This window comes from Acinetobacter boissieri, from assembly GCF_900096955.1.
Classification (GTDB): domain Bacteria; phylum Pseudomonadota; class Gammaproteobacteria; order Pseudomonadales; family Moraxellaceae; genus Acinetobacter; species Acinetobacter boissieri.
This window is the reverse complement of the sequence record NZ_FMYL01000001.1, coordinates 207,334-222,788: the sequence shown is the minus strand read 5'-3', so window position 1 is coordinate 222,788 and position 15,455 is coordinate 207,334. Positions and strand designations below refer to the sequence as shown.

Here is a 15,455-nt window from a genome sequence, read left to right as displayed (position 1 = left end):
GAGCATCTGATCACTGCTGTTATTTTTAGGGTTTCATGGTGCCATAGGTTTCAAAATTGGTATGCCATGCAATGGCTTCTTGTAGCAGGTGAGGGGTGTGGCCACCTTTAGCACATGCTCGGTGAAAGTAGTCTAAAATAGCCTCTTTATAGTCTGGGTGAACACAATGCTGAATCACTTGTATTGCACGCTCTCTTGGTGCAAGTCCGCGTAAATCTGCAAGCCCTTGTTCAGTCACTAAAATATCGGTGTCATGTTCGGTATGATCAACATGGCTTACCATAGGTACAACAGATGAAATGAGACCATTCTTAGCAATTGATTTGGTCACAAAAATAGCAAGGTGTGCATTTCGAGCAAAGTCACCAGAGCCTCCAATACCATTCATCATTTTACTGCCACTGACATGGGTTGAATTGACGTTACCATAAATATCAAACTCTAATGCCGTATTAATACTAATAATACCGAGTCTACGAATCACTTCTGGATGATTAGAAATTTCTTGTGGACGTAATACAAATTTGTCTTTGTAATGCTCTATATTGCCAAAGACACGTTGCCCACAAGCTTTAGACAGCGTCACTGAAGAGGCAGATGCAAAAGACATTTTACCCGCATCAATGAGTTCAAAAGCAGAGTCTTGAAGTACTTCTGAATACATGACTAAGTTATTAAATGGCGATGTTTTAAAGCCTGACAGTACAGCATTTGCAATTGAGCCAATACCTGCTTGAATAGGGCCTAAGTTTGCAGGAAGACGTGCTTGTTTGACTTCATCTTCAAAAAAGTGAATTAAATGGTCTGCAATCGCTTGGGTGTCTAAATCAGGTTCAGTAATATTTGAAGCAGAGTCGGGGGTATCGTTAAATACAATACCAATCACTTTATTGGCATCGAATGCAATGCCTCGTGTACCTATACGGTCTTTGACGTGCGTGAGTGGAATAGGCTCACGCTGGGGTCTGGCTGTGGGTATATAAATATCGTGTAAGCCTTCTAATGCTGTACTAACACTGGTATTAATTTCAATTAAAATTTGGTCGGCAAATTCAATAAAGCTAGCAGAGTTACCTACAGATGTGGTGGGTATGATCAGACCATCTTCTGTAATGGTAACGGCTTCAATAATCGCAAGATCAGGTTTTTTAAGGGTAAGATTACGCATTTGTTCCACTGTTTCAGACAGATGCTGATCTATAAACATGACCTCGCCTTGATTAATGGCTTTACGTAAAGTGTTATCGACTTGAAAGGGCATACGCCGTGCCAGTACACCACTTTCAGTAAGTTTTTTATCGAGATCGTTGCCTAAACTTGCCCCTGTAACGAGCGTGATTTTTAAGGGCGCTTTTGTCGCACGAGCAACCAATGCTAAGGGAATGGCTTTTGCCTCACCTGCACGGGTAAAACCGCTCATACCAACCACCATTTGATCTTTTACACACATGGCTGCTTGTTCAGCGGAAATGACTTTATCTTGAAGCTGTGCGAATCGAATACGTGGGTGTGGCATGATGCATGGTCTCGGTGTGTTTACAAATAATCGGCTTTGGGTGAATTTATCCTACGTGATGCGAGCGATCTCACCTAGTGGTTTTATGCTAAGGTCTAACATGTGTATTGCTTAATCATGCTCTGGTATGGTTACGGGTAAAATAACAGTCACTTCAAAGCCACCAGTTGCTTTATTTTTTAATTCAATGGTGCCTTGATGTAAATCTACAATGCGTTTAACAATGGCAAGGCCTAAACCGCTACCCTGTGTCGTGCGCGCGGCATTACCACGTACAAAGGGTTGTAGGAGCTCATATATTTGTGCATCAGGTACACCTTCGCCGTGGTCAGATACACAAATTTTGAGTTGATCTTCTTGAACTGATGCTTGAATGTCTATGGGTTCTGCACCATAGCGTTTGGCATTATTAATTAAGTTACCAATCAGTCGTTTGAGTGATAGGCTTCTGGCCATAATATTGGGGAGGTGATGGGGTTCAAAGTGAATATCCAATGGCTGAAACTGTATAATCAGCTCTTGTAATAGGCCATTAATATTGGTTTCAGAAATATCTTCGTCTGAACCATCTCTCATATATGAAATAAATTGGCTTAAAATGGCATCCATGTCATCTACATCATAGACTAGACCTTCTCGTAAAAACTCATCGGGTAGCATTTCCGCAGTGAGTCGAATACGAGTAAGTGGGGTTCTTAAGTCATGTGAAATGCCTGCAAGCATGATTTTTCGGTCTTTTTCTGCTTGTTCTAGGGTTTGAATCATGTGATTAAAGGCTTGGTTGACTTGTCGGATTTCAAGTGGGCCATGATTGGTTTCTAAAAAGGGTGCACGTCCTGTTTGACTGTAAGCTCGTGCTGCATTTTGTAATCGTTTTAATGGACGATTCAGCTGTCTGACTAAAGTTAAAATAATCATTGCAGAGAATAATGGTATCCCTACAAGCCAAGCAATAATCAGCTCTATGCTGTAGTTGGCATAGGTGTTGAGAGGCTCTTTGAGCCAATGGCCATGCATATCTGGCGTTTGTACCCAAATGGTGGGCGAGGGTTTAAATTTAAAGTAGACGGTCACGTCATCACGTTTTACTTGAATTTCTTGTGCCAATCGGTTTTCAATGCGACTGGTAAAAATATCTGCAATCCACTTTTTTTGTACGTCTGGATATTGTGTAGGATCAGTAACGTATTCCACCCCTAAGCGATGTTTTAACCACTCATCTGTATCGATATTTTGATTTTTATAAGAAATATGAAAGTTTGGGTTGTGAATCACATCTAATTGAATGGCAAGGTAACGTGCATGTTGTTGAATTTCAGGTAAATAAAGTGTTCGCCAAAAAAATAAAATAGAGGTAAATAAACTAAAACAGACCACCACCGTCACCAATACGGTGGTGCGAACAGCCGCAGATTTGGGTTTAATACGGTCTAAGAAGCGGTCAAAAGGTGCACGCTTCTGTTGCTGTGGGTGGTCTGTAGGTTGCTGTGTAGAGCTATTCATGTGGCTTATTATTCAGAACCATCTGGTACAAATACGTAGCCAATACCCCAAACCGTTTGAATATAACGTGCGCGGGCTGGGTTATCTTCAATTAAACGGCGCAAGCGTGATACTTGTACGTCAATTGAACGTTCCATTGCTCCCCATTCACGACCACGGGCAAGGTTCATGAGTTTGTCACGCGTCAGTGGTTCACGTGGGTGCTGTACTAAGGCTTTGAGTACCGCAAATTCACCCGTTGTGAGTGTAACGACTTGACCTTCACGAGTAAGCGTACGGGTAGATAAGTCAAGTGACCAAGAACCAAAACTAATGACTTCCATTTGTTGGCTTGGTGCACCGGGCACTTCACGTACTTGACGGCGTAAAATAGCGCGAATACGTGCCAGCAGTTCATTTGGGTTAAATGGTTTTGGTAAATAGTCATCTGCCCCTGCATCTAGGCCAGCAATACGGTCTGCATCGCTGCCACGTGCAGTGAGCATAATAATTGGGGTATCTAAATTAGACTGACGTAAGCGACGACAAATACTTAAACCATCTTCTACAGGCAACATGAAGTCGAGTACAATCAGTGAAAATAATTCACGTTGTAGTAAGCGATCCATTTGCGTTGCATCATGTGCTGTTTTAACAACAAAGCCTTTATCTTCTAAAAAGCGTTGTAGTAGTGTGCGTAAGCGTACGTCATCATCAACCACTAAAATACGCTCTACACGGTCGGTTTCGTGTGTGCTGTTCTCAGTTGGTTCAGCAGGTACGACTAAACTCATACAGTGCTCCCTTTTTATATGTTTATTTCATCTTGGATGTTTTGAGTATAATGCGATACCCCTAGCTATGGCTATGCATTAATGCAGTGATTTGTATAAAAATATACAATGTAGATATGGGTTTAGTGTTTTGATTTGACTTTAAAATAGAATGTATTGCTATTTTGTGGTGTGAAAATACATCTACTGATACGATCAAAAGCCTATTTAGCTCGAATTATTGCGATAAAACACAAATTTTATTGTTCTAGCTGTAGATTTTACGAGCATGGCCTTTATAATCTTGGCCTTTAGTTTATGTTCCTTAAGTAGGATTCCATACAATGACTGACCTCGTTCAGCAGTTGGCAAGTGAGATTGCCGCACGTCCGAACCAAGTAGAAGCTGCAATTCGTTTGATTGATGAAGGCGCAAGCGTGCCATTTATTGCACGTTACCGTAAAGAGGTTACGCAGGGGCTTGATGATGTGCAGCTACGTCAGCTTGATACCCGTTTGAGCTATTTACGTGATTTAAACGAGCGTCGTGAAAAAGTCATTCAATCATTGACTGAGCAAGACAAGCTGAGTGATGATTTACTGGCACGTGTAAATGCAATAACCACAAAAAATGCGTTAGAAGAAATTTATGCACCGTATCGTCCAAAACGTAGCAGTAAATCATTTAAAGCAAAAGAGGCAGGTTTAGGCCCGATTGCAACACAAATTTTAACGCAAAATATTGAGCCAAAAGCAGCTTTGGCAGGCTTTAGCCATGCGGACTATGCTGATACTGAAAGTCAGCTTGACGCCATTCAACATATTATTATTGATGAGTGGGCGCAAAATATTGCATTGACTGTTGAGCTAAAACAAATTTTTGCTAAAACAGCTGTGTTAAAAAGTACAGTTGCTTCTGACGAAAAGAAAGAAGTTGGTAAGAAATTTAGAGATTATTTTGAATTTTCAGAAACGCTAAATAAAGTACCATCGCACCGCTTATTGGCCATGTTGCGTGGTCGCCAAGAAAATGTGCTAGGTTTAAAAGTAGATGGTGAAAATGAAGCACCATTAGCAACGATTTCACAGACCTATGCTTTAGATCAGATCGAACCTGCAACAAAACAAGCATTTTTACAAGACACTGCAAAATTATTTTGGTCTGCTAAACTTCGCCCGCAAATTGAACACAGTTTGTTGACAGAAAAACGTTTGGCTGCAGAAGCAGAAGCGGTAGATGTATTCTCTGAAAACTTACGTCATTTACTCTTATCTGCACCGGCAGGCGGTCGTTGTACGTTAGGGGTAGACCCTGGTGTACGTACAGGCGTGAAATTGGCTGTAGTGAATGCATCAGGTGATGTGGTTGCACACAGTACAGTCTACCCATTTGCACCAAAAGAAGATAAAGCAGGTGCTAAACAAGAGTTGGCACGTTTATGCCGTGAGTTTGCTGTAGAACTTGTTGCGATTGGTAATGGCACTGCAAGCCGTGAAACTGAAAGCGTGATTGCAGAAATGATGGCTGAAAACACAGATTTAAATTTAACCCGTGTAACAGTCAGTGAAGCAGGTGCGTCTGTATATTCTGCCAGTGAACTTGCAAGCCAAGAATTACCAGATTTAGATGTATCTATTCGTGGTGCAGTTTCTATTGCACGCCGTTTACAAGACCCGCTGGCTGAATTGGTTAAAATTGATCCAAAATCAATTGGTGTGGGTCAATATCAACACGATGTGAATCAAACAGGTCTAGCAACTGCTCTAGATGCAGTAATTGAAGACTGTGTAAATGCGGTTGGGGTTGATGTGAATACTGCATCGCCTGCAATTTTGGCGCATATTGCAGGTTTGAATAAAGCGATTGCACAACAAATTGTTGAATATCGTAAAGCACATGGTCAGTTTGCAAATCGTCAGACGTTGAAAAATGTCCCTCGCTTGGGTGAGCGTACTTTTGAACAAGCTGCAGGCTTTTTGCGTATTCACGCAGGTGAGCAAGCGCTTGATGCTTCAGCAGTACACCCAGAAAGTTATGCATTAGTTGAGCGCATTGCTCAAGCACAAAGCATTTCTGTGCAAGACTTGATTGGTAAAACTGAAATCATTCGCAATGTGAATGTCGAGCAGTTTGTTAACGACCAAGTGGGTGAGATTACTGTTAAAGATGTATTGGTTGAACTTGAAAAACCAGGCCGAGATCCACGCCCTGAATTTCGTACAGTGAAGTTTCGTGATGATATTACGGAAGTCGCTCATTTAACTGAAGGGCTAGAGCTTGACGGTGTTGTAACAAACGTGACGAACTTTGGTGCATTTGTTGATGTAGGTGTACATCAAGATGGTTTAGTGCATATTTCTGAGTTAGCCAATGAATTTGTTGCTGATCCACAAAAAATTGTCAAGCCAGGCCAAATTGTGAAAGTACGTGTGATTCATGTAGATGTAGAGCGTAAGCGTGTCAATTTAAGTATGCGTCCAGAAGGCTCGCAGGCAGAAGCGAAGCAACAACGTGCGACTACACGCCGTGAAAAGCCAAGCGATGCTCCTGCCAATAAAGCACCTGTTAAACGTACGCCACGTGCTACCGCTACACCTCAAAACAAACCACGTACCAAGCAAGAGAAACCTCAAGAGCAAAAAATTGGTGGTTTAGGTGCATTGTTATTACAAGCAGGGATTAAAAAGAACAGTAAGTAAGTGTTGTTTTTAATCAAATAAAAAAACCAGCAATATGCTGGTTTTTTTATGTTTTTTACCAGTGCTCGCCGGGGAAGAGTTTGGCGTATGCCCGCTGAATGAGGTTTAACTTTTCTTTTTTTCCACGAGATGCGCTCGAACTTGGGAATAAGTGAAAGCCAATTGACATGAGGGTATTATTGACACTTGGTGCGATGGCATAGCTAATTGAAGCCAAACGGCCTAAGTGTGTTGCGATACTTTTAGGACGTTTTACAATGGCTTCAGCAATTAAGTCGGCAGCTTGTTCGGTAGAAAGTGTAGGTACGTAATTATAGATTTTTGTGGGTGCAATCATTGGTGTGCGAACCAGTGGCATATACACTGAAGTAATGGCAATTTTATGCCGATGCACTTCTGCAGCCAAACAACGACTAAACGCATCAAGAGCTGCTTTTGAAGCCACATAGGCCGAAAAACGCGTAGCATTGGCCAATACACCAATAGAGCTAATATTAATAATATGCCCGTTTTTACGTTTAATCATATGCGGTAGTAAATTTAGTACTAAGCGCACCGCACCGAAGTAATTGAGTTGCATGGTGCGTTCAAAGTCGTGAAATCTGTCTAAAGATTCTTCAACTGCACGCCGAATTGAGCGCCCTGCATTGTTAATTAAAATATCAATATATTCAACGTCAGCCAAGATTTTCGTGGTGCAGTGATCTATTGCATCCATGTCATTTAAATCACAGGGATAAACAGATGCTTGGCCGCCTTCTTGTTCAATCTCAGCTTTTACTTTAAGTAAATCTTCTTCGGTACGAGAGAGCAATAACACGTGAGCCCCTGCACGAGCCAGTCGTCTTGCAATAGTGAGCCCAATACCGCTAGATGCGCCTGTAATAAGTGCCACTTTACCTTGGACTTGGCTTTGAAAAAGGTGCTCTAATTTTTTCTTCACGAGATGTTACCTAGCTTGAGTCTACCTAAGAAAGTCGTTGAGAAGTGATGACTCATTGATTAAAACAACGCCTTTCATTTGAAGTTAAATCATAGCAAAATATCGCATTAAAATAATGACAAAAATCATTTGTATTGTTAGCAGATGAACAAACAAGCCATTTATTATCATGGTAATAGGTACTTTGAACTTAAACTTACTCAGATCTACATGATTAGAAACAATCGCGCCTTATATTTTGATGGCTTTGCGGTATAATAGACGGTGTATTTAAAGCAATATTATGATCACTATTTTCATTGAGGAGTCTTTGTGGCCCAATATATTTATACAATGAATCGAGTGTCTAAAATGGTTCCACCAAAGCGTGAAATCTTAAAAGACATCTCACTTTCATTTTTCCCGGGTGCTAAAATTGGTGTTCTAGGTCTAAATGGTGCGGGTAAGTCAACGCTACTTCGTATTATGGCTGGCGTAGATAAAGACTTTTCAGGTGAAGCACGTGCACAACCTGGCATCAAAATTGGCTATTTAGAGCAAGAGCCACCACTTGATCCAAATAAAGATGTGCGTGGTAACGTTGAAGATGGTTTAAGAGAACCGCTTGATGCACTTGCACGCTTAGATGAAGTGTTTGCAGAATATGCAGCTGAAGATGCAGATTTTGATGCACTTGCAAAAGAACAAGAAAAACTCGAAGGCATTATTCATGCATGGGATGCACATAATTTAGCAAACCAAATGGAACAAGCTGCAGATGCATTACGTTTACCTGCATGGGATGCAGACGTAAATAAACTCTCTGGTGGTGAGCGTCGCCGTGTTGCTTTGTGCCGTTTGTTGTTGTCTAAACCAGACATGTTGTTATTAGATGAACCAACGAACCATTTAGATGCAGAATCTGTATCTTGGTTAGAGCGTTTCTTAAAAGATTTTGCTGGAACAATTGTTGCTATTACCCATGACCGTTATTTCTTAGATAACGTGGCTGAGTGGATTTTGGAGCTTGACCGTGGGCATGGTATTCCTTACCAAGGGAACTATACCAACTGGCTTGAGCAGAAAAATGCACGTCTAGAGCAAGAAAACAAACAAGAAGAATCATTTGCTAAAGCTTTGAAAAAAGAGCTTGAGTGGGTGCGTTCGAATGCAAAAGGTCAGCAAAAGAAAAACAAAGCCCGTATGGAGCGCTTTGAAGAGCTGAACTCAAAAGAATTCCAAGAACGTAACGAAACTTCTGAAATTTATATTCCACCTGGCCCACGTTTAGGTAATAAAGTGGTTGAAGTAGAAAATATCAGTAAATCCTTCGGTGATCGTTTGCTATATGAAAACCTAAGCTTTTCTGTACCTCCTGTGTCGATTGTGGGTATTGTTGGACCAAATGGTGCAGGTAAAACCACGCTATTTCGTATGATGACCGGTGAGCAAGAGCCAAGTACAGGTACAGTTACAGTCGGTGAGTCTGTAAGAGTCGCTTATGTAGGTCAGATTCGTGAAGCTTTAGATGACAGCAAAACGGTATGGGAAGAAGTATCTGGCGGTTTAGATATTTTAAGAGTAGGCGACTATGAAATTGCATCTCGTGCATATATTGGTCGTTTTAACTTTAAAGGCTCAGATCAACAAAAACGTGTAGGTGATTTGTCTGGTGGTGAGCGTAACCGTTTACAACTGGCTAAAATTCTACAGCAAGGTGCAAATGTACTGTTGCTCGATGAACCATCAAACGATCTTGACGTAGAAACCTTACGTGCGTTAGAAGATGCAATTTTAGTCTTCCCAGGCACTGTTATGGTGGTGTCGCATGACCGTTGGTTCTTAGACCGTATTGCCACGCATATCTTGGCATTTGAAGATGAAGGCCCTGAATTCTTCGATGGTAACTATACCGAATACGAAGCTTATCGTAAGAAAAAACTCGGTGATGATGCACGACCAAAACGTGCAAAATACAGAAAAATTGGTGCTTAACGTGCCATAAAAAAACCAGCGCAATGCGCTGGTTTTTTATTTGATCAGTATTTAATTGCTCACATGCAGACTGACAATGGTGTAATGCTGTGTGGTTGGTTTCAATTGAGGGTTAAATTTTGGTGTTGCTACAACAAGGTATTGACCTCCTGTTGCAAAACGAATGGTCGTTTCACCTTCTTTATTGGTACTCAATGTTTTGGCTTGTTCATCTGACTCACCTAGTTTACGGACAGAGACTTCAATATCGCCTAGGTGTTCATTTTTACTGTGATTGTGGGCATGTACAACCACATCTTGATTGGCTTTAATTTCATTGGGGTGAGCACTAAAGGTTAAATCAATTGGTGCAAGTTCAATTTCTTTGATTTCTGTCGTATGTTTTTTACTAATATAGCTTTGAATGGTCCATTCACGTGTCGCATCAATGGTTTCAGGTGCTTTTTTAAAGTCACTTGGAATAAGGTATTGACGACTTGCTTTGGCTGGGGCTTTATCTGCAGGCATATCTAAAAACATATGCCATGCCTTGTCTTGAAACGCGTATTTTAAATGATATGAAATGGTTGAATTAATTTTATAGGTGCCTTCTTTGGGCAGGCTTAAATCAAATACTGTGGCTGATTTAAGTTGTGTTTCTGGCGTGATTTGACTCACTTGAGACTCTGGATCAACAATAGAAAAAACAGCTTTCTTGAGTGCGGCTTCACTGCTAAGGGCTTCTTCAGCATAACCTGCAATAATTGGTGTGCGTGAGTTTTCAGTTTGATTAACTAAAGTGGATACATAAGGTTGATGAGCAGATACGGTTGCAGATGCAGTCAATGCTAAAACAAGCAGTAGTTTTTTCATGGGGGGGAGTTCCTGACGAAATAAAATTATTTATAGTGTAAATAGAATTGAGAATCGTTATTATAAATAAAAGTCGCCGTTTGAATAGTCTTATCTTCGCAAAAAATTGTTGTTTTATATAAAAGGGTAGAGCGTCAACGAGTTTATCGAACACGCCCTTAGAAAAGTATTAAAACTAGTTTTGCCATTGGTGCTGACAGTCACGGCATTTCCATGCTTTTTGTGATCGCATAAAGGTTTGCATAGATTGCTTGAATTTTGGTAAATCACGCCAAAACATGAAACCTGAACCCACAGTAATCACAAATACGATGACAGTCGCAATTTGTAGGTTAGTACCCGCACCATTGCTAAATATCCACATCACAATGCTAGAAATAACCAAAAGTAATAATAAGAAAAGCGAAAAAATAAGTGTAATCAGGCTCTTGGGTACGTCAGGCCTAGCACCATTACCTTGAGCAACTGGCATAAGTTTAGAACTTTGGCATTTAGGGCAGCGATATTGCATATATATTCCGAAAAAAACACAGTAGGGTTATTTTAACAGCCCATCTACTAAAAGGAAAAAATATAATCTGTTATATAATTATTTGAGAATAATTATTGTTTAATATGCTTCATTTGTTATTATTCATGTAATTTAATGTAAGTAAAGAAGCCAATATGTACTTGATTACAACACGTTTAACAAAAATAGCCATGTCTATTGCATGTATGGGATTAGGTTCATCTTTAGCCTATGCCGCACCTAATGATGCCATGTTAGATACAATTGCTGTACAAGCACAAGGAAATTGGCTTGATGACGTGACTGCAAAAAAAGTACTAGAACATGCAGGTGCAAGAACAATTATTGACCGCCAACGTATGAATGATACGGCATCAACGACCATTAAAGATGCATTGCGCCAAATACCTGGGGTACAAGTACAAGATAACGCAGGTACAGCAGGCAGTGATTTGTCATTAAGCTTTGGGGTGCGTGGTTTAAGCTCACGTTTTTCACCTCGTTCAACGGTGTTAATTGATGGCGTACCGTTGGCTTTTGCACCGTATGGTCAGCCTCAGTTATCACTTGCACCCACCAGTTTAGGAAATATTGAATCGATAGATGTGATTCGTGGCGCAGGTTCAGTCCGTTTTGGGCCACAAAATGTGGGTGGTATTATTAACTTTAATACCCGTGCAATTCCTGAAAAGTTTCAAGGTAATGTGGCATTAACCAATGAAATTGCAAAAAATGGTCAAGTAAAAATGAGTCCCAATGTGTTTTTGGGTACGACTTTTGAAAATGGCTTAGGCGTAGCTTTGCTGTATTCAGGTACACAAGGCGATGGCTATAGAGACAATAATGACCATAACAATATTAATGACGTTGTACTTAAAACGGCATATCGCATTAATCAGCACAATAATATTGAGTTTAATGTCCATCGTTACGATGCAAAGGCAGACATGCCAGGTGGTTTAACAGTACAGCAATACCGAGTAGACCCAAATCAGTCGACACGGCCATATGACTTTTTTTCGGGTCACCGTACTGATGGTTCATTTAAATATACCTATAGTGATGATGTAAATCAGTTCGAGTTATTGGCATATCACACAGATACCTACCGTAATGCGGTGATGGAAAAGATTAACGATACCGATAAAAATAAAACACAGCTGAGAAATGCACCACGTAGTTATAAAGTGACTGCATTTGAGCCTCGTTTTTCACATGCTTATGCATGGGGCAATACCAGTAATGAAGTGTCTGTAGGTTATCGTTATTTACATGAAGACAGTAAAGAATATATTGGCCGCAGTGCATGGTATAAGAGTGGTGCAACGCCGTTATCTGTAGATGGATACAGTGCAGCTGATGGAAATACCACAGCGCATGCCGTGTATTTAGACCATAAAACGCAGTGGAATGATTGGTCAATTACGCCGGGTGTGCGTTTTGAATCAATTAAAAGTAAAGAAAACTATTATCGACTCAATACCAATAATAGCGTGAAAAATGCAGTAGCAACACAAGTAGATTCAGATGAAGTTTTACCAAACTTATCTATTTCTTATAAAGCCAATGATCAATGGAATATTTTTGCCAACTATGGCGTGTCTTTTGGGCCACAGCAGTATAGCCAAATGGCTAAAATTGATGATGCAGGTAAAGCAGTGTCACAAACAGCAGGTTTAAGCCCTGAAAAGGCGAAAAATTATGAAATTGGTACACATTACCTAGGCAAAGGTGTAACGGCTGAGTTTACTGCATTTTATATCGATTTTGACCAAGAGCTATTGCGTTACAATGTTGCAGGTACAGAAGGTTGGACCAACTTAGGCGCGACCAAGCATATTGGTTTTGAGTTCGGTACAAGCTATGACTTTGGTCAATTTACGGATCAACTTTCAGGCTTATCTGCATATGGGAACTTAACCTATACCCATGCAACAGCAGCAGCTGGCGTGAGAAAAGGAAAAGATATTTCATTTTACTCTAGATGGGTCGCAAACTTAGGTTTGAAATATAACTACGAGCAATGGACTGTAAATACAGACTTTTTTGCTCAGTCAAAACAAGTTGCACCAAACAAAGATGATGTAGTGATTGAAGATGCTGCGGGTATGTATGGCAATATTCCAGGCTATAACACCATGTCTGTACGTGTTGCTTATGACTTTAGCCAACAGGTGAAAGGACTAAAAGCAGCTGTAGGTATTAAAAATATATTTGATCAAAATTATTTTACCCGTTCATCTGATGCAAACGGTGGCAAGTTTGAAGGCCAGCCAAGAACTATTTTTGTTCAAACCTCATTTGACTTTTAAATTGGTCATCTAAATAAAAAGGTACAGCTCGCTGTGCCTTTTTTATGATTAAAAATTTTATAGGCAGGCATAAAAAAACCACAACACTTAATGTTGTGGTTTTTTAGAATTTGGCGTCCCTACGGGGATTCGAACCCCGGTTACCGCCGTGAAAGGGCGATGTCCTAGGCCTCTAGACGATAGGGACATATATACACGAACAAGCGATTTGGTGGAGTCAAGCAGGATCGAACTGCTGACCTCTACAATGCCATTGTAGCGCTCTACCAACTGAGCTATGACCCCAGTTGCTGTGTGAGCGCTATGTTATGTTGAAGTACACATTGCGTCAAGTGAAAAATATAAAGTTATGAATCAATTGCATCATTTTTCGGCAATTGGATTGATTCATTGAGTTTTTCCCACACTTTTAGCTCTTTTTTACTCGGTGAACCCACAATGTCTAGTGCATGGCGTAAACGTGCATAAGTTAAATCAGGGCCAATAGTGACCATGGCTTGCATAATTGGCGTGGCACTTGTTGAACCTGCAATAGCGATGAAGAATGTTGGCATGAAGTCACGAAGTTTAATGCCCATTTGGTTGGCCAAGTCCATGAGAATTTGACTCACCGTGTCATTGTTCCATGTAAAAGTTTTTTCTAAACGCCAGATCGCAAATTGTAAGCTTTGACGCACTTGTTCAGGTGTGAGCTTTTTATGCACAAACATATCTGCATTTAATTGTGGCATATGATTGAAATACAGGGTAGACCAGTTCACCGCTTCAGAAAGTAAGTTAATACGAGGCTGTATGGCTTGGGCAATGTCTTCTAATTTGGCAGGGTTATTTTGCCAAGCGAGTAAACGTTCTAACAGTTGTATAGGTGTTAATGATTTAATCCATTGACCATTAAGCCAGTTCAGTTTGTCTACATCAAATACTGGGCCACCTAAAGACACACGTTGTATATCAAAATGATCCATCATGTCTTGGAGTTTAAATACTTCACGCTCATCTGGCATAGACCAGCCCATACGTCCTAAATAGTTAAGGAGAGCTTCTGGGAGTACACCAATGTCTTTATAGTAGTTAATAGACGTTGGATTTTTACGTTTAGACAGTTTTGATTTATCTGGGTTACGCAGTAGTGGCATATGGCACAGTGTTGGCATGTCCCAACCAAAATATTGGTATAAAAGTTGGTGTTTGGGTGCTGAAGGTAACCATTCTTCGCCACGTAACACATGGGTAATTTGCATTAAATGATCATCGACCACATTTGCCAAATGATAGGTAGGTAGACCATCGGTTTTTAGCAAAATTTGCATATCGACTTGTGCCCAAGGAATTTCAACTTCGCCACGTAGTAAATCGTTAAACTTACAAATACCTTCTTCGGGTACTTTCATGCGTATCACGTGTGGTTTGCCGGCAGCAAGACGTTGTTTCACTTCTGCATCGCTTAGGTGTAAACCACGACCATCGTACTTTGGCGTTTCACCGCGTGCTTGCTGAGCCGCACGCATGTCATCTAGTTCTTCTGCACTCGCAAAACAATAAAATGCATGGCCTTTTTCTACAAGCTCCAAAGCATATTGCTTATATATACCCATACGTTCAGATTGACGGTAAGGTGCATGTGGGCCACCCACATCTGGGCCTTCGCTCCAATTGAGTCCTAACCAGCGAAGTGAATCTAAAATCATTTTTTCAGATTCAGGGGTTGAGCGTTGTTGGTCGGTATCTTCAATACGAAGAATAAACTCACCGCCATGTTGCTTTGCAAAACATAAGTTGAATAATGCAATATATGCTGTGCCAACATGTGGGAAGCCTGTTGGAGAAGGAGCAATACGTGTACGAACAGTGGTCATAATCATGTCTAAATATTTTTTAGTTAACATGCATTATAACGAAAAATAGCAGTGGTGATAGGGTGTTCTAAAGCATGCTTGTGTAGGTTATGAATTACACAGTGCAAGTAGGTTTTGTACAAAACGAGAAAAACGTTGTTGTTGTGCTGCAAAAAAGTTTTGTGTAGGTGCGGCATGAATTGTATTTAGTAATATAAGATCATCATGTTCAGAAATCTGAGTATTGAGGTTTTGCTTTTGTTTGTTTAATGCATTTTCTGACAGTTTTAGTTGTGGCTGACGAAGTAAGTTTTGATGAGTAAATAAAAAGTGTGTTTGTAATTCGTTGTTTGCTTCAGTTTTACTTACAATATGAGTTGCTTGCGAGGGATGGATAAACATGCCAAAACAAGACAGTGTAAGGAGTACAAGACGTACAAAAAACATGCTAAGTGCTCCAAAAATTAACAAAGCCATGTACGATGATGCTTTGTGATATTATATGTAGTGATTTTATACAGATATTGTATCTTATTTTGTTGCTTTAAGTGAATTGTA

The 15,455-nt window shown here is 40.4% G+C and carries 11 protein-coding genes and 2 tRNA genes; 3 read left to right on the top strand and 10 right to left on the bottom strand.

From position 1 onward, the window contains the following. Positions 1 to 25 precede the first annotated feature (25 nt). The 3 genes from BLS38_RS01000 to ompR form a co-directional block, all read right to left on the bottom strand. Positions 26 to 1,516 carry an acetyl-CoA hydrolase/transferase family protein gene (locus BLS38_RS01000; RefSeq protein WP_092746469.1) on the bottom strand — a complete coding sequence of 497 codons (1,491 nt, stop codon included), beginning with the start codon at positions 1,514 to 1,516 and terminating at the stop codon, positions 26 to 28. 111 nt (positions 1,517 to 1,627) lie between these two features. Continuing rightward, positions 1,628 to 3,019: an ATP-binding protein gene (locus BLS38_RS00995; RefSeq protein ID WP_092746468.1), complete on the bottom strand. Its 1,392-nt coding sequence runs from the start codon at positions 3,017 to 3,019 to the stop codon at positions 1,628 to 1,630. Positions 3,020 to 3,027: 8 nt separating this feature from the next. After that, positions 3,028 to 3,792: an osmolarity response regulator transcription factor OmpR gene (ompR, locus tag BLS38_RS00990; RefSeq protein ID WP_092746467.1), complete on the bottom strand. Its 765-nt coding sequence runs from the start codon at positions 3,790 to 3,792 to the stop codon at positions 3,028 to 3,030. A gap of 323 nt (positions 3,793 to 4,115) precedes the next feature. On the opposite strand from ompR, the gene BLS38_RS00985 reads away from it, so the two are divergent. Next, complete coding sequence (locus tag BLS38_RS00985; protein ID WP_092746466.1) at positions 4,116 to 6,470, top strand: Tex family protein; 2,355 nt, start codon at positions 4,116 to 4,118, stop codon at positions 6,468 to 6,470. Between the two features lie 55 nt (positions 6,471 to 6,525). On the opposite strand, the gene BLS38_RS00980 is transcribed toward BLS38_RS00985, so the two are convergent. Continuing rightward, entirely contained in the window at positions 6,526 to 7,413 is an 888-nt protein-coding gene (locus BLS38_RS00980; RefSeq protein WP_092746465.1) for an SDR family NAD(P)-dependent oxidoreductase, read from the bottom strand. Between the two features lie 312 nt (positions 7,414 to 7,725). Between BLS38_RS00980 and ettA the strand changes: the two genes are divergently transcribed. Then, complete coding sequence (gene ettA / locus BLS38_RS00975; protein WP_092746464.1) at positions 7,726 to 9,387, top strand: energy-dependent translational throttle protein EttA; 1,662 nt, start codon at positions 7,726 to 7,728, stop codon at positions 9,385 to 9,387. A 51-nt stretch (positions 9,388 to 9,438) separates the two neighbouring features. Here ettA and BLS38_RS00970 read toward each other — a convergent pair whose 3' ends face one another. Next, positions 9,439 to 10,239: a DUF4198 domain-containing protein gene (locus tag BLS38_RS00970; RefSeq protein ID WP_092746463.1), complete on the bottom strand. Its 801-nt coding sequence runs from the start codon at positions 10,237 to 10,239 to the stop codon at positions 9,439 to 9,441. 175 nt (positions 10,240 to 10,414) lie between these two features. After that, the gene (locus tag BLS38_RS00965; protein WP_092746462.1) at positions 10,415 to 10,750 is read right to left on the bottom strand and encodes a hypothetical protein; all 336 of its coding nucleotides are present in this window, start codon (positions 10,748 to 10,750) and stop codon (positions 10,415 to 10,417) included. A 155-nt stretch (positions 10,751 to 10,905) separates the two neighbouring features. On the opposite strand from BLS38_RS00965, the gene BLS38_RS00960 reads away from it, so the two are divergent. Then, a complete protein-coding gene (locus BLS38_RS00960) occupies positions 10,906 to 13,062 on the top strand; it encodes a TonB-dependent receptor family protein (protein WP_244518102.1) in 2,157 nt (718 codons plus the stop codon). 111 nt (positions 13,063 to 13,173) lie between these two features. Here BLS38_RS00960 and BLS38_RS00955 read toward each other — a convergent pair. The 4 genes from BLS38_RS00955 to BLS38_RS00940 all read right to left on the bottom strand — a co-directional run bounded on the left by BLS38_RS00955 (position 13,174) and on the right by BLS38_RS00940 (position 15,344). Continuing rightward, a tRNA-Glu gene (locus BLS38_RS00955) sits at positions 13,174 to 13,249 on the bottom strand. Positions 13,250 to 13,271: 22 nt separating this feature from the next. Continuing rightward, positions 13,272 to 13,347, bottom strand: a tRNA-Ala gene (locus tag BLS38_RS00950). A gap of 62 nt (positions 13,348 to 13,409) precedes the next feature. Beyond that, a complete protein-coding gene (gene gltX / locus BLS38_RS00945; protein WP_092746460.1) occupies positions 13,410 to 14,918 on the bottom strand; it encodes a glutamate--tRNA ligase in 1,509 nt (502 codons plus the stop codon). Between the two features lie 87 nt (positions 14,919 to 15,005). Continuing rightward, entirely contained in the window at positions 15,006 to 15,344 is a 339-nt protein-coding gene (locus BLS38_RS00940; protein WP_092746459.1) for a hypothetical protein, read from the bottom strand. Between the last annotated feature and the right edge of the window lie 111 nt (positions 15,345 to 15,455).